Raw genomic sequence first — 22635 nt, 5'->3', positions numbered from 1 at the left:
AGCACCGTGAAACGCCTTCGCCGGCCGAGCCGGCTGTCGATCGACCCCTACCTCGTGCTGCTGCTCGGCACGGTGGGCCTCGCAGCCCTGTTCCCGGCGCGCGGCACGGCCGCCGACGTCTCCTCCGGCGCCTCCACCGCCGCGATCGCCCTGCTGTTCTTCCTCTACGGCGCCCGGCTGTCCACCCGCGAGGCCCTCGACGGACTGCGCCACTGGCGGCTCCACCTCACCGTCCTGGCCTGCACCTTCCTGATCTTCCCGGCGCTGGGCCTGGCCGCCCGCGGCCTGGTGCCCGTCGTCCTCACCCACCCCCTGTACCAGGGCCTGCTGTTCCTCACGCTCGTGCCGTCGACCGTGCAGTCGTCGATCGCGTTCACCTCCATCGCCCGCGGCAACGTGCCCGCGGCGATCTGCGCGGGCTCGTTCTCCTCCCTGGTCGGGATCGTCGCCACCCCGCTGCTCGCGGCGGCGCTGCTGGGCAGCGGCGGGGGCGGCTTCTCCGGCGACTCGCTGGTGCAGATCGCGCTGCAACTGCTGGCGCCGTTCCTGGCCGGACAGGTGCTGCGGCACTGGATCGGCGGCTTCGTCGCCCGGCACAAGAAGGTCCTCGGCTACGTCGACCGGGGCTCCATCCTGCTCGTCGTCTACACGGCGTTCAGTGAAGGCATGGTGCAGGGCGTCTGGCACCGGGTGAGCCCCGCCCGGCTGGGCGGACTGCTCGTCGTGGAGGCCGTGCTGCTCGCCGTGATGCTCCTGCTCACCTGGTACGGCGCGAAGGCGCTGCACTTCGGCCGGGAGGACCGCATCACCATCCAGTTCGCCGGGTCCAAGAAGTCCCTCGCCTCCGGACTGCCCATGGCGAGCGTGCTCTTCGGCGCGCACGCCTCGCTGGCGGTGCTGCCGCTGATGCTCTTCCACCAGATGCAGCTCATGGTCTGCGCGGTCATCGCCCGCCGCCGCGCACAGGACCCCCTGCCCGAGCGGGACCGCCCTGTTGATCCGGATCCCCGGTACGGACGGCTGCCGGGGGATAACGTTCCGTCATGAGCCGACCCGACGCACCCGACGCCCTCGACCCCGCCCGCACCGCACTGGTCCTCGTCGACCTGATGGACCGGATCGTCGCGCTGCCCCTGGAGCCCCACAAGGGCACCGACGTGCTCGCCACGGCCGAGGCGCTGGCCGGCACGTTCCGTGCGGCCGGCGCCCCCGTCGTCCTGGTCCGGGTGGAACGCCCCGGCGTCACCGAGCAGCCGCCCGGCAGCGCCCTCGTCGCGGGCCTGCCGCGCGCGGGGGACGTCGAGATCGTCAAGCGCACCGTCGGCGCCTTCCAGGGCACCGGCCTCGACGACGTGCTGCGCGGGCGGGGGGTCACCACGCTGGTGTTCGGCGGCATCGCCACCAACCTCGGCGTGGAGTCCACCGCCCGCGCCGCCGCCGACCTCGGTTACGGCCTGGTCTTCGTCGAGGACGCGATGACCGCGCTGACCCGCGCCGAGCACGAGGCGTCGGTACGGCTCGACTTCCCACGGCTCGGCACGGTCGTCCGGGCGGCGGAGGTGTCGTTCGCCCGGACCTGACGGGCACCGGGGCACGGCCCGCGCGCAGGGCGTCGTCGGGCCGCCCGGCTCGTCACACCAGCAGGCCGCCGCCGTCCACCACCACGACCGAACCGGTGCTGTAGCCGCCCCGCATCAGGTACAGGTACGCCTCGGCCACGTCCGCGGGCTCGCCGACCCGGCCGACGGGAAGCGAACCGGCCGAGGACCGGAACAGGCCCTCCCGGTCCGTCTCGTCCAGGTCGCGCCACAGGTCGGTGCGCACCACGCCCGGCGACACCACGTTCACCCGCAGCGGCGCCAGCTCCAGCGCCAGCGCCCGGGTGAGCGACTCCATCGCCCCGCACAGGCTCGCCGCGACCGTCGTCCCCGGCAGCGGCCGGCGGGCCGCCGTGCCGGTGGTCAGCACGACTGAACCGCCCGGCCGGATCGACCCGGCGCCCAGCCGCACGGCCGAGTACGCGCCCCACAGCCGGGTGTCCAGGAACCGCCGGGCCCGGTCCAGGTCCTGCTCGGCGAGGCTCTCCATCAGCAGCGACTCGCCCGCCGTGTAGACGAGGTGGTCGAAGGCGCCGACCTCGGCGAAGAACGCCCGGAGCGCCTCCTCGTCGGTGGCGTCCAGGACGTGGCCGCGGGCGCCGTCCGGCAACCGCTCCAGTGCGCCGGACACGCTCTCCTGGCGCCGTGAGGCGACGACGACCTCGGCGCCCTCGGCTGCGGCGGCCTCCGCGACGGCCAGTCCGATGCCGGACGTGCCGCCGATCACGACGATCCGCTGTTCACGCAGGCTCATGCCCACTCCTTCCGGGGGTCCAGTGGTGACGTCCTCCAGCCTGCTGCCGCCCCGCCGGGCCGTCCAAGACCTCTTTCGCCTGCGGCGATACCCTCGAGGTATCGCCGCAGACGCGGGCCCGGAAGGAGAGCCATGGATCTCGACCTGCGCAAGGTCCGCTACTTCGTCACGGTGGCCGAGCTGCTGCACTTCGGACGCGCGGCCGACCGCCTGCACATCGCCCAGCCGGTGCTGAGCCGTCAGATCCGGGCGCTGGAGAAGGACTTGGGTGCCGACCTCTTCGTCCGGGACAGCCGGGGCGTGGCGTTGACGGATGCCGGGCGGCAACTCCTGGAGGACGGAAGCCGGTTGCTCGACGCCGCCGAGGGGGCGCGACGCCGGGTCCGGCGCGCTGCCCTCGGCCCGCGCCGGCTCGTCGTGGGCTTCCGGGCCGGCGTGGTCGTCACGGCGGTGCTGCGGCAGTTCGCGGCCGCGCACCCGGACGTCGAGACCCACGCCCGCCGGGTCGAGTGGGACGACCAGGAGGACCTGCTGCGCGACGGCGGCGTCGACATCGCCTTCCTGCGCCGGCCCGTCCGCGACGAGGGCCTCACGCTGCTGCCGCTGCACCGCGAGACGCGGGTGGCGATGCTGCCCGCCGACCACCGCCTCGCCGGCAAGCAGGAGCTGGCCCTGGCCGACCTCGACGGCGAGACCTGGCTGCGCTACAACGACCCGCGCCCCGGTGACGTGCCGATCCGCACCATCGAGGAGAAGTTCGAGCGCGTGGCCGGCGGCGCCGGCATCACCCTGGTGCCGCGCTCGGTGGCCGAGCAGTACGCCCGTCCCGACATCACCTACGTGCCCGTTCCCGACGCCGAGCCCGACGAGGTGCTGCTCGCCTGGGACGCGAGCCGGGCCACGCCGCTGATCACCGCGTTCGTGGAGGTCGCGAGGCGCGCGGGAGCCGGTGCGACGGGGGCGCGGCCCGCCCGGGAAGGGGACAGGGACGGGACGGGTGACGAGGATGGGGACGGGACGGGTGACGGGGCCGGGAAGCGCACGTAGCTGAGGGTGCGGCGGGGTCCCGGGTCAGCCCTGCGCGGCCCCGGCCCGCAGGGCGACGCGCTCCTCACCCGCGTACACGTTCATGGAGGTGCCGCGCAGGAAGCCCACCAGGGTCAGGCCCGTCTCCGCGGCCAGGTCCACCGCCAGCGAGGACGGCGCCGAGACGGCCGCCAGCACCGGGATGCCGGCCATGACGGCCTTCTGGGCCAGCTCGAAGGACGCCCGGCCCGACACCAGCAGGACCGCGCGGGACAGCGGCAGGTCACCGCTCTGCAGGGCGCGGCCGACGAGCTTGTCGACCGCGTTGTGCCGGCCCACGTCCTCGCGGACGTCGAGCAGCTCGCCCTCCTCGCTGAACAGGGCCGCCGCGTGCAGGCCGCCGGTCCGGTCGAAGACCCGCTGGGCCGCGCGCAGCCGGTCGGGCAAGCTCGCGAGCAGCTCGGGAGCGACGCGCACCGGGGGAGTGTCGGCGATGGGCCAGCGGGCGGTCGTGCGCACGGCGTCCAGGCTGGCCTTGCCGCACAGACCGCAGGACGACGTCGTGTACACGTTCCGCTCGAGGGTGATGTCGGGCGGCGTCACGTGCGGGGCGGTCCGCACGTCGACGACGTTGTAGGTGTTGGAGCCGTCGGCGGTCGCCCCCGCGCAGTAGACGATGTTCTGCAGGTCGTCGTCGGTCGCCAGCACCCCCTCGCTGACCAGGAACCCGGCGGCCAGCGCGAAGTCGTCACCGGGCGTGCGCATGGTGATCGCGAGCGGTTTGCCGTTGAGGCGTATCTCCAGTGGTTCCTCGGCGACGAGGGTGTCCGGACGGGCGGAGACCGCCCCGTCCCGGATGCGGATCACCTTGCGACGTTCCGTGACGCGTCCCATGTCCTGATCAGCCCCGGTTCTGTAAGTGACCTCGACGGTGTCATTGTCCTGCACCGGGGGCGCCGGGTGGCGACCGCCTGCGCGGTGGGCGCGGACGGCGGTGGTCCCGTCCGGCGTGTCGTCCCGGGTACCCGCTGCGCACCCGTCGGACTCCTCGGGGTGTGCGACGGCTGTTCGGGCGTCCGAGGGTCTGCGGGAAGCCGACAATCCGGGCGGCTGTTTCCTGTCGTATCACCTGCCGCCGTACCCGTGAGTCACTCACCAGACTGGTGGATCCGCGACCCACGGCAACGAGGGGGACCACCCGATGAACGGCTCGCGCATCACCGCGGTCGGCCACTACCAGCCCGCCAAGGTGCTGACCAACGAGGACCTGGCGGCCCTGGTCGACACCAGCGACGAGTGGATCAGGAGCCGGGTGGGCATCCGCACCCGCCACATCGCCGGCCCCGACGAGCCGGTCGACGAGCTCGCCGCGCACGCCGCCGCCAAGGCGCTGGCCGGCGCCGGGACCGCGCCGGAGGACATCGACCTGGTGCTGGTGGCGACCTCCACGGCCGTGGACCGGTCGCCCAACATGGCGGCGCGGGTCGCCGCCCGCCTCGGCATCCCGCACCCCGCGGCGATGGACGTCAACGTGGTGTGCGCCGGGTTCACCCACGCGCTCGCCACCGCCGACCACACCGTGCGCGCCGGTGCCGCCCGCCGGGCCCTGGTCATCGGCGCCGACAAGATGTCCGAGGTGGCCGACTGGACCGACCGCAGCACCTGCGTCCTGGTGGGCGACGGCGCGGGGGCCGCCGTCGTCGAGGCCTGCCCGCCCGGCACGGGGCCCGGCATCGGGCCCGTGCTGTGGGGTTCGGTGCCGGAGATGGGGCACGCCGTGCGCATCGAGGGGCAGCCGGCGCGGTTCGCGCAGGAGGGGCAGAGCGTCTACCGGTGGGCCACCACCCACCTCCCGCCGCTCGCCCGGCAGGCCTGCGAGCGAGCCGGTCTGGCGCCCGAGGACCTCGCCGCGGTGGTGCTGCACCAGGCGAACCTGCGCATCATCGAGCCGCTCGCGGAGAAGCTCGGCGCCGTCAACGCCGTGGTCGCGCGGGATGTCACCGAGTCCGGGAACACGTCCGCCGCCAGCATCCCGCTCGCCCTGTCCAAGCTGGTCGAGCAGGGCGCGGTCTCAGGCGGCGACCCGGTGCTGCTGTTCGGGTTCGGCGGCAACCTGTCGTACGCCGGGCAGGTCGTACGGTGCCCGTGACCGGGGGAGCCGGCCGCGGTGACGCGTCGAGAGCGGACTCGCCGGGCACCTCGGTTTCTCCGGCCAGCCGGCCGGTGCGCGTGGCGCTGCATCGTGGGTCAGCGGGCATGTCGATGGAGTGGCCCGCTGGAGCGTCTGGGCAGCTCTTGTACTTCTACTTCTCATGTACCTTTTTTACGGCTCCATGTGGGTCAATGGATCTCTTCGCAAACGGAAGTGACCCGATGGACGCGGAGAGTGCGCGTGAGCCGGCCCTGCCGCTTCGCCCCGGTCCCGGTCCCCTCAGGGCGTGACCGGGGGCGGCTCCTCCCGGCCGCGGGTGCTGACCAGTTGGGACCAGGCGCTCATCTCGCCCTGCTCGATCCTGGTCACCGCCGCGGCCAGCGCCCGCTCGCGCGTGCTCTCGTCGTCGTAGGGCGCAGACCCCGTGCGGTACAGCCTGCGCTCCGCCTCGACCGCCTCCCGGGCCTGGCTGAACCGCAGGTAGTCGTCCTGCCAGTGGAACACCGAGCGCATACCGGTCAGGACCACCACGACCCCGCCGAGCAGCGCCGGCACCCGCGCCTCACCGGGGGCGAGCACCGCGGTCACGGGGATCGCGGCGGAGACCAGCAACTGGAGGGTCTCGGTGATCCGGTAGTAGCGGCGGGCCTTCGTCGCGGCCCGCTGGTACCAGGCGTAGGAGCGGTCGGCGAGGCCCATGGCGTAGTCCGGTCCGGACCCCGTGGCACCCGTCGCCGTCTGCGGTGTCGTCATGAACTCCCCCCGATCGCCGCGGCACGCGAGACCCCAGAGTAGGCCAAGTCGCCTGTCTCCCGGACTACTTGGTGTACCGGCCGGATCGCGACCCCACCGCCCCGCTCTTTGTCCTGAGAGTGGAAGAAGTCTGCGGCAATCCGTGCATGACTTCTTCCCAGGCTCGGCAGCCACTGCTACGTTCCCTTCGAAAGCCCGACATCGGTGGCCGGAACCAGGCGGGGAGGGGCACGTGAGACGCATGACGGCACGACCGGCGAACGCGCACCAGGCCCGCCTGCTCAAGCTGTTGCGGGACGGCGGCCCCAACTCCCGTGCCCAGCTCGGCGACCAGGTCGACCTCTCGCGGTCCAAGCTGGCCGTGGAGGTGGACCGCCTGCTGGAGACGGGGCTGGTGGTGGCCGACGGACTCGCCGCCTCACGCGGCGGGCGCCGCTCGCACAACGTCCGGCTCAACCCGGACCTGCGCTTCCTCGGCGTGGACATCGGCGCGACCTCGGTCGACGTCGCCGTCACCAACGCCGAACTGGAGATCCTCGGTCACCTCAACCAGCCCCTGGACGTGCGCGAGGGACCGGTCGCGGTCTTCGAGCAGGTCCTGTCCATGGCCGCCAAGTTGCGGGCGACCGGGCTGGCCGAAGGGTTCGACGGCGCCGGCATCGGCGTCCCCGGACCCGTCCGCTTCCCCGAGGGCGTCCCGGTCGCCCCGCCGATCATGCCGGGCTGGGACGGCTTCCCCGTGCGGGAGGCGCTCAGCCAGGAGCTGGGCTGCCCGGTCATGGTCGACAACGACGTGAACCTCATGGCGATGGGGGAGCAGCACGCCGGGGTCGCCCGGACCGTCGCCGACTACCTGTGCGTCAAGATCGGCACCGGTATCGGCTGCGGGATCGTCGTGGGCGGCCACGTCTACCGCGGCACCACCGGCAGCGCGGGCGACATCGGGCACATCCAGGCCGTACCCGACGGGCGTCCCTGCGCCTGCGGCAACCGGGGCTGCCTGGAAGCCCACTTCAGCGGCGCCGCACTGGCCCGCGACGCGGTGGAGGCGGCCCAGCAGGGCCTGTCGCCGGAGCTCGCGGTACGGCTGGAGACGCACGGCGCGCTCACCGCCGCCGATGTCGCCGCCGCGGCCGCCGCGGGTGACGCCACCTGCCTCGACCTGATCCGCGAGGGCGGCACCCGCACGGGCCAGGTCATCGCCGGACTCGTCTCCTTCTTCAACCCCGGCCTGGTGGTGATCGGCGGTGGGGTGACCGGCCTCGGCCACACCCTGCTCGCCGCGATCCGCACCCAGGTCTACCGCCAGTCGCTGCCGCTGGCCACCGGCAACCTGCCCATCGTCCTGGGGGAGTTGGGTCCCACCGCCGGTGTGATCGGCGGGGCCCGGCTGATCAGCGACCACCTGTTCTCACCCGCCTGACCCGGTAACCCGCGCGACCGGCACGGCGCACGGCGCTCGCTCCGGCCTGCCCTGCCCTGCCCGGCACGACCCTGCTCAGCTCGACTCCGCTCAGCGCACCCTGCCCGGCACGACCCTGCACAGCACAGCACAGCACAGTCCTGCCCAGTCCGGCCCCGGACCCACCGACCCACCCGCTTCCGCCCGACGTCACCCGGCTGCTCCCGCGCCACCGCCGCCGGGAGGGCGAGCACACCCTGAACCGGCCCGAACGCCCGCCGAGGGGAACCCACATGGCACCCGAACCACCGCTGCTCAGCATGTCCGGCATCACCAAGTCGTTCCCCGGCGTCCGGGCCCTGGACGGCGTCGACCTCGACGTCCAGGCCGGCGAAGTGCACTGCCTGCTCGGCCAGAACGGCGCCGGCAAGTCCACCCTCATCAAGGTGCTGGCCGGCGCCCACCAGCCGGACGACGGTGTCATCCGCTGGCGCGGCGAGCCGGTCACCCTGCGCTCCCCGATCGCCGCGATGCGCCTCGGCATCGCCACCATCTACCAGGAACTCGACCTGGTGGAACACCTGTCGGTGGCCGAGAACGTCCACCTGGGCCACGAGCCCACGACCGCCGGGTTCGTCGTGCGCGGCCGGGCCGCCAAGGAGGCCACCGGCCGCCTGCTGCGGCGGCTCGGGCACCCGGAGGTCGATCCCGGGCGTCTGGTGGGGGAGTTGTCGGCGGCCCAGCAGCAGATCGTGTCCATGGCGCGGGCGTTGTCGCACGACGTGCGGCTCATCGTGATGGACGAGCCGTCCGCCGCGCTCGACCCCGACGAGGTCGACAACCTGTTCCGCATCGTCGGCGGCCTGACCGCGGACGGCGTGGCCGTCGTGTACATCTCGCACCGGCTGGAGGAGATCCGCCGCATCGGCGACCGGGTGACCGTGCTGAAGGACGGACGCGCGGTGGCGGGCGGCCTGCCCGCGAAGTCGACGCCCACCCGCGAGGTCGTGGCGCTGATGACGGGCCGCACCGTCGAGTACGTCTTCCCCGAGCGGCCCGCCCCGCCGCCCGGCGACGGCGGCACTCCCGTCCTCCAGGTGCGCGGACTCGCCCGCGACGGCGAGTTCGAGCCCCTGGACCTCGAGGTGCGCGCCGGGGAGATCGTCGGATTGGCGGGACTGGTCGGGTCGGGGCGGTCCGAGATCCTGGAGACGGTGTACGGCGCGCGCAGGCCCACCGCCGGACAGGTGCTCGTCGACGGCCGGCCGCTGCGCCCCGGCAGCGTACGGGCCGCCGTCCGCGCCGGACTCGGCCTCGCCCCCGAGGAGCGCAAGGCCCAGGCGCTGCTGATGCTGGAGTCCGTCACCCGCAACGTCTCGGTCTCCTCCCTCTCCCGCTTCGCGCGGGCCGGCTGGATCGACCGCGGCGCCGAGCGGGCCGCCGCCCGCGCCGCCACCCGCGAGCTGTCGCTGCGGCCCGACAACCCGGCCGTGCCCGTGCGCACCCTGTCCGGCGGCAACCAGCAGAAGGCCGTCCTGGCCCGCTGGCTGCTGCGCGGCTGCCGGGTGCTGCTGCTCGACGAACCCACCCGCGGCGTCGACGTCGGCGCCCGCGCCGAACTGTATGCGGTCGTCCGGCGACTGGCCGACGAGGGACTCGCCGTCCTGCTGGTCTCCAGCGAGGTCCCCGAGGTCCTCGGCCTCGCCGACCGCGTGCTGGTGCTCCGCGAGGGGCGGGTGGTGCACACCGCGCCCGCCCCCGCACTCGACGAACACCGCGTCCTCGACCTCGTCATGGAAGGAAGCCAGGCGTCATGACGCAGCACGCCTCCCCGCCGCGGGACAGCGCCGACACGGTCGCCCCGGCCGGCCGCACCCCCGCCTGGCGCGGCCTGCGGGCCCGCGCCGACGTCCGCACCCTCTCCCTGCTCGGCGTGCTCGCCGCGCTGGTCGTCATCGGCGGCGTCACCAAGCCGGACGAGTTCCTCGACACCCGCAACCTCCAACTGGTGCTCACCCAGGCGTCGGTGATCGGCGTGGTCACCGTCGGGATGACGTTCGTCATCACCTCCGGCGGCATCGACCTGTCCGTCGGCGCGATCGTCGCCCTGGCCTCCGTGTGGGCCACCACCGTCGCTACCCAGGAGTACGGCTTCGGCGGCATCCTGTTCACCGCGGTCCTCGTCGGCCTCGGCTGCGGGCTCGTCAACGGCCTGCTGGTCGCGTACGGCGGGATGGTGCCGTTCATCGCGACCCTCGCCATGCTGGCCTCGGCGCGCGGACTGGCCCTGCAGATCACCGACGGCCGCACCCAGATCGTCACCGTCGACGGCGTCCTGTCCCTCGGCGAGCGCGACTCCTACCTTCTCGGCATCCCCCCGCTCGTCCTGGTCTTCGCACTCGTGACGGTCCTCGGCTGGCTGGTGCTCAACCGCACGACCTTCGGCAGGCGCACCGTGGCGGTCGGCGGCAACGCGGAGGCGGCCCGGCTGGCCGGCATCGACGTCCGCCGCCAGCGCCTGTACCTCTACCTGCTGTCCGGACTGTGCTGCGGCATCGCCGCCTTCCTGCTGGTCGTCCTGTCCGGCTCGGGCCAGAACACCAACGGCAACCTCTACGAACTCGACGCCATCGCCGCCGCGATCATCGGCGGGACCCTGCTCAGCGGGGGGCGCGGCACCATCACCGGCTCCGTGCTCGGTGTGCTGATCTTCACCACGATCACCGACATCTTCGCCCTGAACAACCTGCAGAGCGACGTCCAGCAGATCGCCAAGGGCGCGATCATCGTCGCCGCCGTGCTGGTCCAGCGCCGTACCGCGAGCACGACCTGAGGAAAGGGTTCACCGTCATGTCGCACCGCACCAGTCGCAGAGGACTGCTCTTCGGGACCGCCGCCGTCTCGGCCGGCGCACTCCTGGCCGGTTGCACCAGCAACGACACCAAGGACGAGTCGTCGGCCGCCGGCGGCACCCGGCCGGCCGCCGACGACAAGCCCGGCAAGCACGTCACCATCGGCTTCGCGGGCCCCCAGGCCGACCACGGCTGGCTCAACGCGATCAACGACAATGCCGAGCAGCGGGCGAAGAAGTACGCCGACGTCAGCCTGGAGATCACCGAGGGCTCCAACGACACCGCCCAGCAGATCGGCCAGATCGAGACGCTGATCAACAAGAAGGTCGACGTGCTGGTCGTGCTGCCCGCCGACGGCAAGGCCCTCACCCAGGTCGGCCTGAAGGCGATGCGCGCCGGGATCCCCGTCGTGAACCTGGACCGGATCTTCAACACCCCGCAGGCGTACCGCTGCTGGATCGGCGGCGACAACTACGGCATGGGCCTGAGCGCCGGCCACTACATCGGCGAGAAGCTCAAGGGGAAGTCCGGTGCTCGCGTCATCGAGCTCGCCGGGCTGGACAACCTGGAGCTGACCAAGCAGCGCACCCAGGGCTTCGACGACGCCCTGAAGAACTACCCCAACATCCGCAAGGTGGCTCGCCAGGCGGCCGAGTTCACCGTCGAGTCCGGCCAGGCCAAGATGGCGCAACTCCTGCAGGCCCAGCCGAGGTTCGACGCCCTGTGGAACCACGACGACGACCAGGGCGTGGGAGCGCTGCGCGCCATCGAACAGGCCGGCCGGGACGACTTCCTGATGGTCGGCGGCGCCGGCGCCCTGTCCGCCTTCCAGGCCATCAAGCAGGACAACGGCGTCCTCAAGGCGACCGTGCTGTACCCGCCGACCATGGCCGCCTCCGCGATCGACCTCGCCCGCGCCCTCGGCCAGGGCAAGGGTGTCGGCGGGCTCGCCGAGTTCGAGATCCCCTCGTCGATCACCCTCTACTCGGCCGTCGTCGACAAGGACAACGTCGACCAGTACATGCCCACCGGCTTCCGCTGAGGCGCCCTGCCCCGCACCCCCCACCGCGCCACCACGAAGAGGAGGAGCACCGCATGGAACAGCCGCAGCAGCCAGCGGAACCGGAGGCGGAGGACACCGCACCGGCGGACACCGCGGCGGCGGGGCCCGCAACGGCCGGGACCGAAGCCACGGACCCGTCCGGGCGGACCACGCGGTCACCGGCCCCGGCCGACCGGCCCCCGCTGCGCGTCGGCATGGTCGGGTACGCGTTCATGGGTGCCGCGCACTCCCAGGGCTGGCGCACCGCGGGCCGGGTGTTCGACCTGCCCCGCCGGCCCGTGCTGTCGGTGGTCTGCGGACGGGACCGGGCAGCCGTGCGGGCCGCGGCCGACCGGCTCGGCTGGGCGGACACCGAGACCGACTGGCGGGCCCTGATCGCCCGGGACGACGTCGACCTCGTCGACATCTGCACCCCCGGCGACAGCCACGCCGAGATCGCCCTCGCCGCGCTCGCGGCCGGCAAGCACGTGCTGTGCGAGAAGCCCCTCGCCAACACCGTCGCCGAGGCCGAGGCGATGACCCGGGCCGCCGAAGAGGCGTACGGGCGAGGGCAGATGGCGATGGTCGGCTTCAACTACCGCCGGGTGCCCGCCACCGCCCTGGCCCGGCGAATGGTGGCCGCCGGCCGGCTCGGCACGCTGCGGCACGTGCGGGTGGCCTACCTCCAGGACTGGCTCGTGGACCCGGGGTTCCCGCTGACCTGGCGGCTGCGCAGGGAACTGGCCGGCTCCGGCTCGCTCGGCGACCTGGGCGCGCACATCGTCGACCTCGCCCAGCACCTGGCCGGGGAGCGACTGGCCGGGGTGTCCGCGCTCACCGAGACGTTCGTACGGGAACGCCCCCTGCCCGGCGGGACCCGCAGCGGTCTGAGCGCCGTCGCGGCGGGCGGCACCGGCACCGTCACCGTCGACGACGCCGCCCTGTTCACCGGCCGTTTCGCCTCCGGCGCCCTCGCCTCCTTCGAGGCCACCCGGTACGCGACCGGACGCAAGAACGCCCTGCGCCTGGAACTCAACGGCGAGCGCGGCTCCCTCGCCTTCGACCTGGAGCGGCTGAACGAGCTGTGGTTCCACGACGGCACCGACCCGGGCGCCGAGGCGGGCTTCCGCCGCATCCTCGTCACCGAACCCGACCACCCCTACCTCGACGCCTGGTGGCCCCCGGGGCACGGCCTCGGCTACGAGCACACCTTCGTCCACCAGGCCCGCGACCTCGTCCACGCCGTCGCCGAGGGCCGCCGCCCCGACCCCTCCTTCGCCGACGGGCTCCAGGTGCAGCGCGTGCTGGCCGCCGTCGAGGAGAGCGCCGAGAAGAACTCCGTCTACACCCCGATCGCGGACTGAGGAGGCACCGCCATGCCCCGCCCGTTCACCCTGTTCACCGGACAGTGGGCCGACCTGCCGCTGGAGGAGGTCTGCCGCCTGGCCCGCGACTTCGGCTACGACGGACTCGAACTCGCCTGCTGGGGCGACCACTTCGAGGTCGACAAGGCCCTCACCGACCCGGGGTACGTCGACTCCCGCCACCACCTGCTCGACAAGTACGGGCTGAAGTGCTGGGCCGTCTCCAACCACCTGGTCGGGCAGGCCGTGTGCGACGCCCTCATCGACGAGCGGCACCGGGCGATCCTGCCCGCCGACGTGTGGGGCGACGGCGACCCCGAGGGGGTGCGGCGGCGCGCCGCCGACCGGATGCGCGACACGGCCCGCGCCGCGGCCGCCTTCGGCGTCGACACCGTCGTCGGCTTCACCGGCTCCGCCATCTGGCACCTGGTCGCCATGTTCCCGCCCGCGCCCGCGTCGATGGTCGACCGCGGCTACGAGGACTTCGCCGAGCGCTGGAACCCGATCCTCGACGTGTTCGACGCGGAGGGCGTGCGCTTCGCCCACGAGGTCCACCCGAGCGAGATCGCCTACGACTACTGGACGACCGTACGCGCCCTGGAGGCCGTCGACCGCCGGCCGGCCTTCGGACTCAACTTCGACCCCTCCCACTTCGTGTGGCAGGACCTCGACCCGGTCGGCTTCCTCTGGGACTTCCGCGACCGGATCTACCACGTCGACTGCAAGGAGGCCCGCAAGCGCCTCGACGGGCGCAACGGCCGCCTCGGCTCCCACCTGCCCTGGGGCGACCCGCGCCGCGGCTGGGACTTCGTCTCCGCCGGACACGGCGACGTCCCCTGGGAGGACGTCTTCCGGATGCTGCGCTCCATCGACTACCGCGGACCGGTCTCCGTGGAGTGGGAGGACGCCGGCATGGACCGCCTCCAGGGCGCCCCCGAGGCACTCAGGCGCCTCAAGACCTACGACTTCGAGCCGCCGTCGGCCTCGTTCGACGCGGCCTTCTCCACCTGACCGCACCCCGTAGCCCACTTGACCGCACCCCCGTAGCCCACCTGACCGCACCCCGTAGCCCCCTGGTCCGACCGGCCCCCACGGCACCACGCCGGTCGGCACCCCCTCCGGGATGACGGCGCATCCCGGCGATCGCACCCGCCCGTACCACCGGCCCCTCACTGGAGGCATTTCGTGCACGGGAACGACCGCACCACCCCCACGGCAAGACCCACCACCCCCCGGCGGCGCCTGCACCGGGCCGTCGCCCTGCTCGGCGGAGCGCTGCTCGCGGGCGCCTCCCTCACCCTCTCCACCCCCGTCGCCGGCGCAGCCGTCGCCGCCCCGGACACCGCCCCGGCCGTCGCCGCCGAGGACTTCCAGCAGGTCACCCTCGCCAAGGGTGAGCCGGAGGTCGGCGAACCCATGTCGCTGGCCGTCCTGCCGGACCGCTCGGTCCTGCACACCTCACGCGACGGCGAACTGCGCCTGACCGACGCGGCCGGCACCACCAGACTGGCCGGCAAGCTCGCCGTCTACTCCCACGACGAGGAGGGCCTGCAAGGCGTCGGCGTCGACCCCGGCTTCGCCACCAACCGGTTCATCTACCTCTACTACGCGCCCCCGTTGGACACCCCCGCGGGCGACGCCCCGGAGACCGGCACCGCCGCCGACTTCGCCCCGTACGACGGCGTCAACCGCCTGTCCCGCTTCATGCTGAGGACCGACGGCACGCTCGACACCGCCAGCGAGACGAAGATCCTCGACGTCCCCACCACCCGCGGTCTGTGCTGCCACGTCGGCGGCGACATCGACTTCGACGCGGCAGGCAACCTCTACCTGTCGACGGGTGACGACACCAACCCCTTCCAGTCCGACGGCTTCACCCCGATCGACGAACGCGCGAACCGCAACCCCGGCTTCGACGCCCAGCGCACCTCCGGCAACACCAACGACCTGCGCGGCAAGATCCTGCGCATCAAGGTCCAGGCGGACGGCGGCTACTCCATCCCCGACGGCAACCTCTTCCCCGTCGGCACGGACCGGACCAGGCCCGAGATCTACGCGATGGGCTTCCGCAACCCGTTCCGCTTCAGCGTCGACCGGCAGACCGGCATCCTCTACGTCGGTGACTACGGCCCCGACGCCGGCGCCGCCGACCCCGCCCGCGGACCGGCCGGCCAGGTCGAGTTCGCCCGCGTCACCGGTCCCGGCAACTTCGGCTGGCCGTACTGCACCGGCGGCAACGACGCCTACGTCGACTACGACTTCGCCACCCGCACCTCCGGCGCCGCCTTCGACTGCTCCGCCCCGCGGAACACCTCGCCGCACAACACCGGCCTGACCGAACTGCCCCCGGCCCAGCCCGCCTGGATCCCCTACGACGGCCCCTCGGTGCCCGAGTTCGGCGACGGCTCCGAGTCCCCGATGGGCGGCCCGGTCTACCACTACGACCCCGCGCTCGACTCGCCGGTGAAGTTCCCCGAGGCCTACGACGGCGACTTCTTCGCCGGGGAGTTCGGCCGGCGCTGGATCAAGCGCATCACCAGCGACGCCGACGGCACCGTGCAGGCCGTGAACGACGTGCCGTGGACCGGCACGCAGGTGATGGACATGGCCTTCGGGCCCGACGGCGCGCTGTACGTCCTCGACTACGGCGTCTCCTGGTTCGGCGGCGACGAGAACTCGGCGCTGTACCGCATCGAGAACGCGACCGACGGCCACTCGCCCGTCGCGCAGGCCACGGCGAGCCGCACCTCCGGCCGGGCCCCGCTGAAGGTGCAGTTCTCCTCGGCGGGCACCAGCGACCAGGACGGCGACACGCTGACCTACAGCTGGGACTTCGGCGACGGCACACGGTCGACCGACGCCGCCCCGCGGCACACCTACCGCACGAACGGCACGTACACCGCGACGGTGACCGCCAAGGACCCCACGGGCCGCACCGGCAGCGCCAGCGTGCAGATCGTCGTCGGCAACACCGCGCCCACCGTGGTGCTGCAGACCCCGAAGGACGGCCAGCTCTTCAGCTTCGGCGACGCCGTCCCCTTCACCGTGAAGGTGACCGACCCCGAGGACGGACGCCGGATCGACTGCGCCAAGGTCAAGGTGACCTTCGTCCTCGGCCACGACACCCACGGCCACCCGCTCACCTCCGCCACCGGCTGCTCCGGCACCATCCAGACCAGCGCCGACGGCGGACACGACGAGGACGCCAACATCTTCGGCGTGCTGAACGCCGAGTACACCGACAACGGAGGCGGCGGCCAGGCGGCGCTCACCTCGCACGACCAGAGCGTCCTGCAGCCCCGCCACCGCCAGGCCGAGCACTTCGGCGACAGCGCCGGCGCCTCGGTGATCGCCAAGGACACCGCGCACGGCGGCAGGGTCGTCGGCGACCTCCAGCACGGTGACTGGATCTCGTTCACGCCGTACGTCGTGGACAACGCCCGGAAGATCACCGCGCGGGTCGCCTCCGGCGGCGCCGGCGGGACCCTGGAGATCCGGGCCGGCTCGGCGAGCGGCACCCTGCTCGGCAGGGCCACCGTGCCGGCGACCGGCGGCTGGGAGACCTTCCAGGACGTCCAGGCCGACCTGTCGCGCGCCCCGCGCGGCACCACCACGCTCTACCTGGTGGCCAAGGGCGGCACCGGAGCCCTGTTCGACGTCGACGACTTCACCTTCACCACGGGCTGAGAGGAGCCGCACATGCGCACAGTGACTGCCATCGCCACGGCCGCCCTGCTCCTCGGCTGCGCCTCCGCACCGGCCGCGTCGCAGGACGCGGACGACGGCGGACGGGTGCTGGTCTTCTCCAAGACGGCCGGTTTCCGGCACGACTCGATCCCCGCCGGTGTGGCGGCGGTGCGCGAACTCGGCGAGAGCGCCGGCCTCACGGTCGACGCCACCGAGGACGCCCGCGCCTTCACCCCGGCCGGGCTCAGGCGCTACGACGCCGTGGTGTTCCTGTCCACCACCGGCGACGTCCTCGACGCGGCCCAGCAGCGGGCGTTCGAGGACTACGTCCGCCACGGCGGCGGCTGGGTCGGCGTCCACGCGGCGGCCGACACCGAGTACGACTGGGCGTTCTACGGCGGCCTGGCCGGGGCCTATTTCCAGTCGCACCCCGCGATCCAGCCCGCCACCGTGCGGGTCGAGGACCGCGCCCACCCGGCCACCGCCGGCCTCGGACCGACCTGGCAGCGGACCGACGAGTGGTACAACTACCGCTCCGACCCCAGGGAGAGGGCCCACGTCCTCGCCTCGCTCGACGAGACGTCCTACAGCGGCGGCACCATGAACGGCGACCACCCGATCGCCTGGTGCCAGGAGTACCGGGGCGGCCGGGCCTTCTACACCGGAGGCGGCCACACCCAGGAGTCGTACGCGGACCCCGCGTTCCGCCGCCACCTGCTCGGCGGAATCCGGTACGCGATCGGCGCCGCACAGGCCGACTGCCGACCGGAGACGGGATACACCGCCCTGTTCGACGGCGGCTCGCTCGACGGCTGGCGCCAGGCGGGCCCCGGCTCCTTCACCCTGTCCGAGGACGGCACGCTCACCTCGACCGGCGGGATGGGCCTGCTCTGGTACGCCGACCGCGGCTTCGGGTCGTACTCCCTGAAGCTCGACTGGAAGACGGCCGGCGACGACAACTCGGGCGTGTTCGTGGGCTTCCCGCCCTCGGACGACCCGTGGTCGGCCGTCGACCACGGCTACGAGGTCCAGATCGACGCCACCGACGTCCCCGAGAAGACCACGGGGTCCGTCTACGGCTTCCGCTCCGCCGACCTGAAGAAGCGCGACCGCGCGCTGAACCCGCCGGGGGAGTGGAACACGTACGAGATCCGGGTCGAGGGCGAACGCCTGCGCGTCTGGCTCAACGGCGTGAAGATCAACGACTTCACCAACACCGACCCGGCGCGCAGCCTCACCGACGGACACATCGGCCTGCAGAACCACGGGGCCGGTGACGAGGTGTCCTTCCGCAACGTCCGGATCAAGGAACTGCCCGTCAGGGGCCGCTGACCGGCGGCGGGCGGGGGACGCCGGACTCCCGCCCGCCGTCGCTCCCCGTGACTCCAGCCGGACTCCGCCGGCCCGCGACCCGTCGTCGCCCCGCTCGATCCGCGACCCGTCGTCGCCCCGCACGATCCGCGCCCCACCCGCGCACCAGCCGCTGCGGAAGGCAGCGCGTCCTTCCCCTCACCCCCTTCCCGGTGTCCGCGTACGACAAGGAGGCTGCCCATGTCCGCGCCCCCCGCCCGTTCCCCGCGCGTCGGCGTCTGGCTGATCGGAGCCCGCGGCTCCGTCGCCACCACCGTGGTCGCGGGCTGCGCCGCACTGACCGCGGGCCTGCACCCGCCGACGGGCCTGGTCACCGAGGGCCCGGAGTTCGCCGGCAGCGGTCTGCCCGCCCTGTCGTCCCTCGTCTTCGGCGGCCACGACACCACCGACTGCCCCCTGCCCAAGCGCGCCGAGCAGCTCGCCGCGGGCGGGGTCCTGCCGCACCGGCTGCCCGGCGCCGTCGCCGCCGAACTCGCCGCCGCCGACCGGGAGATCACCACCGGCGGGCCGCTGCCCGGCGACACCCGCACCGACGAGGAACTCATCGCCGCCTTCACCGAGGACCTGCGCGGCTTCGTCCGGCGCAACGGCCTGGCCCGCGCGGTCGTGGTCAACGTCGCCTCCACCGAGCCGGTCGCGACCGGCGACGACCTGCCGCCCAGCTCGCTCTACGCGGCCGCCGCCCTGCGCGCCGGCTGCCCCTACGTCAACTTCACCCCCTCCACCGGCCTGCACCACCCCGCCCTCGCCGGGCAGGCCGCGGCCGGCGGACCGCCGTACGCCGGGCGGGACGGCAAGACCGGGCAGACGCTGCTGCGGGCCGCGCTCGGGCCGATGTTCGCCCAGCGGGCGCTCGCGGTGCGCGCCTGGTCCGGCACCAACCTGCTCGGCGGCGGCGACGGCGCCGCGCTCGCCGACCCGGCGGCGGCCGCCGCCAAGAACGCGGGCAAGGAGCGCGTCCTCGCCGACACCCTCGGCACCGTGCCCGAGGGCGAGGTCCACATCGACGACGTGCCGGCCCTCGGCGACTGGAAGACCGCCTGGGACCACATCGCCTTCGACGGGTTCCTCGGCACCCGCATGGTCCTGCAGACCATCTGGCAGGGCTGCGACTCGGCGCTCGCGGCGCCCCTGATCCTGGACCTGGCCCGCCTGGTGGCCCGCGCGCACGAGACGGGCCGGTCGGGCCCGCTGGGCGAGCTGGCGTTCTTCTTCAAGGACCCGGTCGGCACGGCACCGGCCGCGCTCGCCGCCCAGTACGCCGAACTGGTCGAGTTCGCCCGGCAGTTGAGTGAGGCCCGATGAGCCGGTCGCGCGCCTGGGCGGAACTGCTGCGGCTGCCCGCCCTGTTCACCGTCCCCGGCGACGCGCTCGCCGGGGCCGCGGCCCTCGGCACGCGCCCCACCGGGCGGACCCTGCTGGGCATCACCTCCTCGCTGTGCCTGTACGAGGCCGGCATGGCCCTCAACGACTGGGCCGACCGGGACGAGGACGCCGCCGAGCGCCCCCACCGCCCGCTGCCGTCCGGGCGGATCCGTCCCGCGGCCGCGCTGGGCGCCGCCGGTGCCTTCACCGCCGCCGGGCTGGCGCTGGCCGCCGGCGCGGGCCGGACGGCGCTCGCGGTCGCCGTGCCGCTGGCGGCCACCGTCTGGTCGTACGACCTGGTCCTCAAGCGCACACCGGCCGGCCCGCTCGCGATGGCGGCCGCCCGCGGCCTGGACCTGCTGCTCGGCGCGGCCGCCACCGCCGGACGGGTCCGCCCGGCCCTGCCCTCGGCGGTCCTGCTCGGCGCCCACACCCTCGCGGTCACCACCGTGTCCCGCCAGGAGACCGGCGGCGGTACCCCGCTCGCCCCGCTGACCGCGCTGGCCACCACGGGAGCCCTGACCTGGCGCCTGCGCCGCCGCGCCACCGGCCGGCCGCAGGCCCCGGCGCCCGCCGAACCCCTGCCGCTCGCCCTCGCCGCCGGGTACGCCCTGACCACGGTCCGCCCCTACCTGCACGCCGCGCTCAACCCGTCGGCACCGCTCACCCAGCGCGCCGTGGGCGCCGGCATCCGCGCGACCATCCCCCTGCAGGCCGCCCTCACCGCCCGCTCCGGCGCCCCCGCCACGGCCCTGTGCACGGCGGCCCTCGCCCCGCTCGCCCGCGCCTTCGCCAGGCGGGTGAGCGTCACATGACCACCCCGGCGGACCCCCGCTCCTTGCGCTTCGGGTACGGCACCAACGGCCTCGCCGACCTGCGGCTGGACGACGCGCTGGGCCTGCTCGCCGACCTCGGCTACGACGGCGTCGGCCTGACCCTCGACCACATGCACCTCGACCCGTACGCCCCCGACCTCGCCGCCCGCACCCGGCACGTCGCCCACCGGCTGGCCGCGCTGGGGCTGGAGGTGACCGTGGAGACCGGTGCCCGCTACGTCCTGGACCCGCGCCGCAAGCACGGCCCGACCCTCCTGGACGCCGCGCCCGAGGACCGCCGGCGCCGGACCGGCCTGCTGCTGCGGGCCGTCCGGGTGGCCGCCGACCTCGGCGCGCACGCGGTGCACTGCTTCAGCGGAATCGTTCCGCCCGGTACGGACCGGGAGGCGGCCTGGGAGCGCCTCGCCGCCTCCCTGACCCCCGTGCTGGAGGCGGCCGCCGGCGCGGGCGTGCCGCTCGCCGTCGAACCCGAGCCCGGCCACCTGCTCGCCACCCTCGCCGACTTCCACCACCTGCGCCGGCTCCTCGGCGACCCCGCACCGCTCGGCCTCACCCTCGACATCGGCCACTGCCAGTGCCTGGAGCCGCTCCCGCCCGCCGACTGCGTGCGCGCCGCCGCGCCCTGGCTGCGGCACGCGCAGATCGAGGACATGCGCCGCGGCGTCCACGACCACCTGCCGTTCGGCGAGGGCGAGATCGACTTCCCGCCCGTGCTCGCGGCGCTCGCCGACATCGGCTACCGGGGCCTGACCGTCGTCGAACTGCCCCGCCACTCGCACGCCGGACCGCACCACGCCGAGCGGTCCCTGCCGTTCCTGCGCCGAGCGGCGGCCGACACCCCCGCGCCCCGCTCCGCCACCCCAGAAGGGAGCACCGCATGACCCCCCTGCGCTCCGCCGGCACGGCACCCGCCCGTCTGGACGCGCTGCGCGCCGACCTGGACGCCGGCCTCGGCGCCGACGCCCGCGCCTGGTTCCACCGCGCCCTCCAGGAGGCCGCCGCGCACCCCGGCACCCACGGGCCGATCTCCGTGTGGGAACTGCGCCTCGCCGAAGCCGGGCGCCGCTGCGGCAACCGCCACGCCGACGCCGTACGGGTCCTGCTGCTGCACGCGGCCCGCGCCGACGCCGCCACCCTCACCCGGGTCTACCACCAGGGCACCGCCGACGAACGCCGCGCCGTCCTGCACGCCCTGCCCCACCTGGTGCCCGGCCCCGACGCCCTGCCCCTGGTCGAGGACGCCCTGCGCACCAACGACACCCGCCTGCTCGCCGCCGCCGTCGGCCCCTACGCCGCCCGCCACCTCGACGCCCACGCCTGGCGGCACGCGGTCCTGAAGTGCCTGTTCACCGGCGTCCCCGTCGACGCGGTGGCCCGCCTCGCCGACCGCGCCCGCGGCGACGGCGAACTCGCCCGGATGCTCACCGACCACGCCGCCGAACGCACCGCCGCCGGCCGGACCGTCCCCGAGGACCTGCGGCACGTGCTCGCCCTGACCGGCGCCGCCCCGGCCCCCTCCTCGGCCCCTTCCCCGGCCGCGGACCACAGCAGCACGGACCACCCCCACGGCAAGGAGTCCTGATGCGCATCTTCGACCCCCACATCCACATGACCTCCCGCACCACCGACGACTACGAGGCGATGCACGCCGCCGGGGTGCGCGCCGTGGTCGAGCCGGCGTTCTGGCTGGGCCAGCCCCGCACCTCGCCCGCCTCCTTCCTCGACTACTTCGACTCGCTGCTCGGCTGGGAGCCCTTCCGCGCCGCCCAGTACGGCATCGCCCACCACTGCGCCCTCGCCCTCAACCCCAAGGAGGCCAACGACCCGCGCTGCACGCCCGTCCTCGACGAACTGCCCCGCTACCTCGTCAAGGACCGCGTGGTGGCCGTCGGCGAGATCGGCTACGACGCGATGACCCCGGCCGAGGACAAGGCGCTCGCCGTCCAGCTCCAGCTCGCCGCCGACCACGGCCTGCCCGCCCTGGTGCACACCCCGCACCGCGACAAGCTCACCGGCCTGCGCCGCACCCTCGACGTGGTCCGCGAGTCCGCCCTGCCCCTCGACCGCGTCCTGGTCGACCACCTCAACGAGACGACCGTGCGCGAGGCCAAGGACAGCGGGTGCTGGCTCGGCTTCTCGGTGTACCCCGACACCAAGATGGACGAGCGGCGCATGGTCGCCCTCCTGCGCGCGTACGGACCCGAGCGGGTGCTGGTCGACTCCGCCGCCGACTGGGGCCGCAGCGACCCCCTCAAGACCCGCAAGGTCGCCGACCTGATGCTCACCGAGGGCTTCACCGAGGACGACGTCGACCGGGTTCTGTGGCGCAACCCCGTCGCCTTCTACGGCCTCAGCGGCCGCCTCGACCTGGAGGTCACCGCGCCCGACGCCACCCACGAAGGCAACTCGGTCCTGCGCGGCGGGGAGTGAGCG

At 73.9% G+C, this 22635-nt stretch carries 20 protein-coding genes; 17 read left to right on the top strand and 3 right to left on the bottom strand.

Annotation, left to right across the window (positions count from 1 at the left end; genetic code table 11):
* The first annotated feature begins 6 nt into the window (after nt 1-6).
* Entirely contained in the window at nt 7-1047 is a 1041-nt protein-coding gene (locus E4U92_RS04785) for a bile acid:sodium symporter family protein (RefSeq protein ID WP_137298988.1), read from the top strand.
* Complete coding sequence (locus tag E4U92_RS04780; protein ID WP_137298987.1) at nt 1044-1580, top strand: isochorismatase family protein; 537 nt, start codon at nt 1044-1046, stop codon at nt 1578-1580. Before E4U92_RS04785 ends, E4U92_RS04780 begins: the two co-directional genes overlap by 4 nt.
* A gap of 52 nt (nt 1581-1632) precedes the next feature.
* On the opposite strand, the gene E4U92_RS04775 is transcribed toward E4U92_RS04780, so the two are convergent.
* Entirely contained in the window at nt 1633-2352 is a 720-nt protein-coding gene (locus E4U92_RS04775; protein ID WP_137298986.1) for an SDR family oxidoreductase, read from the bottom strand.
* A gap of 132 nt (nt 2353-2484) precedes the next feature.
* Here E4U92_RS04775 and E4U92_RS04770 point away from each other — a divergent pair, with 132 nt between their 5' ends.
* Nucleotides 2485-3399 (top strand): LysR family transcriptional regulator, encoded by a 915-nt coding sequence (locus E4U92_RS04770; protein ID WP_137298985.1) that lies wholly within the window; start codon nt 2485-2487, stop codon nt 3397-3399.
* A 24-nt stretch (nt 3400-3423) separates the two neighbouring features.
* Here E4U92_RS04770 and fdhD read toward each other — a convergent pair whose 3' ends face one another.
* Complete coding sequence (gene fdhD, locus E4U92_RS04765) at nt 3424-4272, bottom strand: formate dehydrogenase accessory sulfurtransferase FdhD (RefSeq protein WP_137298984.1); 849 nt, start codon at nt 4270-4272, stop codon at nt 3424-3426.
* Nucleotides 4273-4579: 307 nt separating this feature from the next.
* Here fdhD and E4U92_RS04760 point away from each other — a divergent pair, with 307 nt between their 5' ends.
* Nucleotides 4580-5527, top strand: a complete 948-nt coding sequence (locus E4U92_RS04760) for a beta-ketoacyl-ACP synthase III (RefSeq protein ID WP_137298983.1) — start codon at nt 4580-4582, stop codon at nt 5525-5527.
* Between the two features lie 282 nt (nt 5528-5809).
* Here the strand turns inward: E4U92_RS04760 and E4U92_RS04755 are convergent, their stop codons facing one another.
* Nucleotides 5810-6283 carry a DUF4231 domain-containing protein gene (locus E4U92_RS04755; protein WP_137298982.1) on the bottom strand — a complete coding sequence of 158 codons (474 nt, stop codon included), beginning with the start codon at nt 6281-6283 and terminating at the stop codon, nt 5810-5812.
* Between the two features lie 241 nt (nt 6284-6524).
* Here E4U92_RS04755 and E4U92_RS04750 point away from each other — a divergent pair, with 241 nt between their 5' ends.
* The 13 genes from E4U92_RS04750 (at nt 6525) to E4U92_RS04690 (ending at nt 22632) form a co-directional block, all read left to right on the top strand.
* Nucleotides 6525-7706, top strand: a complete 1182-nt coding sequence (locus tag E4U92_RS04750; protein ID WP_137298981.1) for an ROK family transcriptional regulator — start codon at nt 6525-6527, stop codon at nt 7704-7706.
* A 272-nt stretch (nt 7707-7978) separates the two neighbouring features.
* Nucleotides 7979-9502, top strand: coding sequence for a sugar ABC transporter ATP-binding protein (locus E4U92_RS04745; RefSeq protein WP_137298980.1), 1524 nt, complete (start codon nt 7979-7981; stop codon nt 9500-9502).
* Nucleotides 9499-10518, top strand: coding sequence for an ABC transporter permease (locus E4U92_RS04740; RefSeq protein ID WP_137298979.1), 1020 nt, complete (start codon nt 9499-9501; stop codon nt 10516-10518). Before E4U92_RS04745 ends, E4U92_RS04740 begins: the two co-directional genes overlap by 4 nt.
* Before the next feature lie 17 nt (nt 10519-10535).
* On the top strand, nt 10536-11579 hold the full coding sequence (locus E4U92_RS04735) for a substrate-binding domain-containing protein (protein ID WP_137298978.1): 1044 nt from the start codon (nt 10536-10538) through the stop codon (nt 11577-11579).
* 53 nt (nt 11580-11632) lie between these two features.
* Entirely contained in the window at nt 11633-12943 is a 1311-nt protein-coding gene (locus tag E4U92_RS04730; protein WP_137298977.1) for a Gfo/Idh/MocA family protein, read from the top strand.
* 12 nt (nt 12944-12955) lie between these two features.
* Nucleotides 12956-13954 carry a sugar phosphate isomerase/epimerase family protein gene (locus E4U92_RS04725; protein WP_137298976.1) on the top strand — a complete coding sequence of 333 codons (999 nt, stop codon included), beginning with the start codon at nt 12956-12958 and terminating at the stop codon, nt 13952-13954.
* Between the two features lie 174 nt (nt 13955-14128).
* Nucleotides 14129-16630: a PQQ-dependent sugar dehydrogenase gene (locus E4U92_RS04720; RefSeq protein WP_137298975.1), complete on the top strand. Its 2502-nt coding sequence runs from the start codon at nt 14129-14131 to the stop codon at nt 16628-16630.
* A gap of 12 nt (nt 16631-16642) precedes the next feature.
* Nucleotides 16643-17962, top strand: coding sequence for a ThuA domain-containing protein (locus E4U92_RS04715; RefSeq protein WP_137298974.1), 1320 nt, complete (start codon nt 16643-16645; stop codon nt 17960-17962).
* A gap of 219 nt (nt 17963-18181) precedes the next feature.
* A complete protein-coding gene (locus E4U92_RS04710; protein ID WP_137298973.1) occupies nt 18182-19306 on the top strand; it encodes an inositol-3-phosphate synthase in 1125 nt (374 codons plus the stop codon).
* A complete protein-coding gene (locus E4U92_RS04705) occupies nt 19303-20181 on the top strand; it encodes an SCO3242 family prenyltransferase (RefSeq protein ID WP_137298972.1) in 879 nt (292 codons plus the stop codon). The genes E4U92_RS04710 and E4U92_RS04705 overlap by 4 nt, the downstream gene beginning before the upstream one ends.
* A complete protein-coding gene (locus E4U92_RS04700; protein ID WP_137298971.1) occupies nt 20178-21083 on the top strand; it encodes a sugar phosphate isomerase/epimerase family protein in 906 nt (301 codons plus the stop codon). Before E4U92_RS04705 ends, E4U92_RS04700 begins: the two co-directional genes overlap by 4 nt.
* Complete coding sequence (locus E4U92_RS04695) at nt 21080-21784, top strand: EboA domain-containing protein (RefSeq protein ID WP_137298970.1); 705 nt, start codon at nt 21080-21082, stop codon at nt 21782-21784. The genes E4U92_RS04700 and E4U92_RS04695 overlap by 4 nt, the downstream gene beginning before the upstream one ends.
* A complete protein-coding gene (locus E4U92_RS04690; protein WP_137298969.1) occupies nt 21784-22632 on the top strand; it encodes a TatD family hydrolase in 849 nt (282 codons plus the stop codon). The genes E4U92_RS04695 and E4U92_RS04690 overlap by 1 nt, the downstream gene beginning before the upstream one ends.
* Nucleotides 22633-22635 lie beyond the last annotated feature (3 nt).

Origin of the sequence: Streptomyces galbus, from assembly GCF_005280195.1 — a bacterium.
Lineage (GTDB): Bacteria > Actinomycetota > Actinomycetes > Streptomycetales > Streptomycetaceae > Streptomyces > Streptomyces galbus.
The sequence above is the reverse complement of the archived record's forward strand: the minus strand, read 5'-3'. Positions and strand labels throughout refer to the sequence as shown.

Bases quoted from the DNA above. Each gene is read 5' to 3' on its own strand.
- E4U92_RS04780 (WP_137298987.1), top strand. From the start codon at position 1,044: ATGAGCCGACCCGACGCACCCGACGCCCTCGACCCCGCCCGCACCGCA.
- E4U92_RS04775 (WP_137298986.1), bottom strand. From the start codon at position 2,352: ATGAGCCTGCGTGAACAGCGGATCGTCGTGATCGGCGGCACGTCCGGC.
- E4U92_RS04770 (WP_137298985.1), top strand. From the start codon at position 2,485: ATGGATCTCGACCTGCGCAAGGTCCGCTACTTCGTCACGGTGGCCGAG.
- fdhD (WP_137298984.1), bottom strand. From the start codon at position 4,272: ATGGGACGCGTCACGGAACGTCGCAAGGTGATCCGCATCCGGGACGGG.
- E4U92_RS04760 (WP_137298983.1), top strand. From the start codon at position 4,580: ATGAACGGCTCGCGCATCACCGCGGTCGGCCACTACCAGCCCGCCAAG.
- E4U92_RS04755 (WP_137298982.1), bottom strand. From the start codon at position 6,283: ATGACGACACCGCAGACGGCGACGGGTGCCACGGGGTCCGGACCGGAC.
- E4U92_RS04750 (WP_137298981.1), top strand. From the start codon at position 6,525: ATGACGGCACGACCGGCGAACGCGCACCAGGCCCGCCTGCTCAAGCTG.
- E4U92_RS04745 (WP_137298980.1), top strand. From the start codon at position 7,979: ATGGCACCCGAACCACCGCTGCTCAGCATGTCCGGCATCACCAAGTCG.
- E4U92_RS04740 (WP_137298979.1), top strand. From the start codon at position 9,499: ATGACGCAGCACGCCTCCCCGCCGCGGGACAGCGCCGACACGGTCGCC.
- E4U92_RS04735 (WP_137298978.1), top strand. From the start codon at position 10,536: ATGTCGCACCGCACCAGTCGCAGAGGACTGCTCTTCGGGACCGCCGCC.
- E4U92_RS04730 (WP_137298977.1), top strand. From the start codon at position 11,633: ATGGAACAGCCGCAGCAGCCAGCGGAACCGGAGGCGGAGGACACCGCA.
- E4U92_RS04725 (WP_137298976.1), top strand. From the start codon at position 12,956: ATGCCCCGCCCGTTCACCCTGTTCACCGGACAGTGGGCCGACCTGCCG.
- E4U92_RS04715 (WP_137298974.1), top strand. From the start codon at position 16,643: ATGCGCACAGTGACTGCCATCGCCACGGCCGCCCTGCTCCTCGGCTGC.
- E4U92_RS04710 (WP_137298973.1), top strand. From the start codon at position 18,182: ATGTCCGCGCCCCCCGCCCGTTCCCCGCGCGTCGGCGTCTGGCTGATC.
- E4U92_RS04705 (WP_137298972.1), top strand. From the start codon at position 19,303: ATGAGCCGGTCGCGCGCCTGGGCGGAACTGCTGCGGCTGCCCGCCCTG.
- E4U92_RS04700 (WP_137298971.1), top strand. From the start codon at position 20,178: ATGACCACCCCGGCGGACCCCCGCTCCTTGCGCTTCGGGTACGGCACC.
- E4U92_RS04695 (WP_137298970.1), top strand. From the start codon at position 21,080: ATGACCCCCCTGCGCTCCGCCGGCACGGCACCCGCCCGTCTGGACGCG.
- E4U92_RS04690 (WP_137298969.1), top strand. From the start codon at position 21,784: ATGCGCATCTTCGACCCCCACATCCACATGACCTCCCGCACCACCGAC.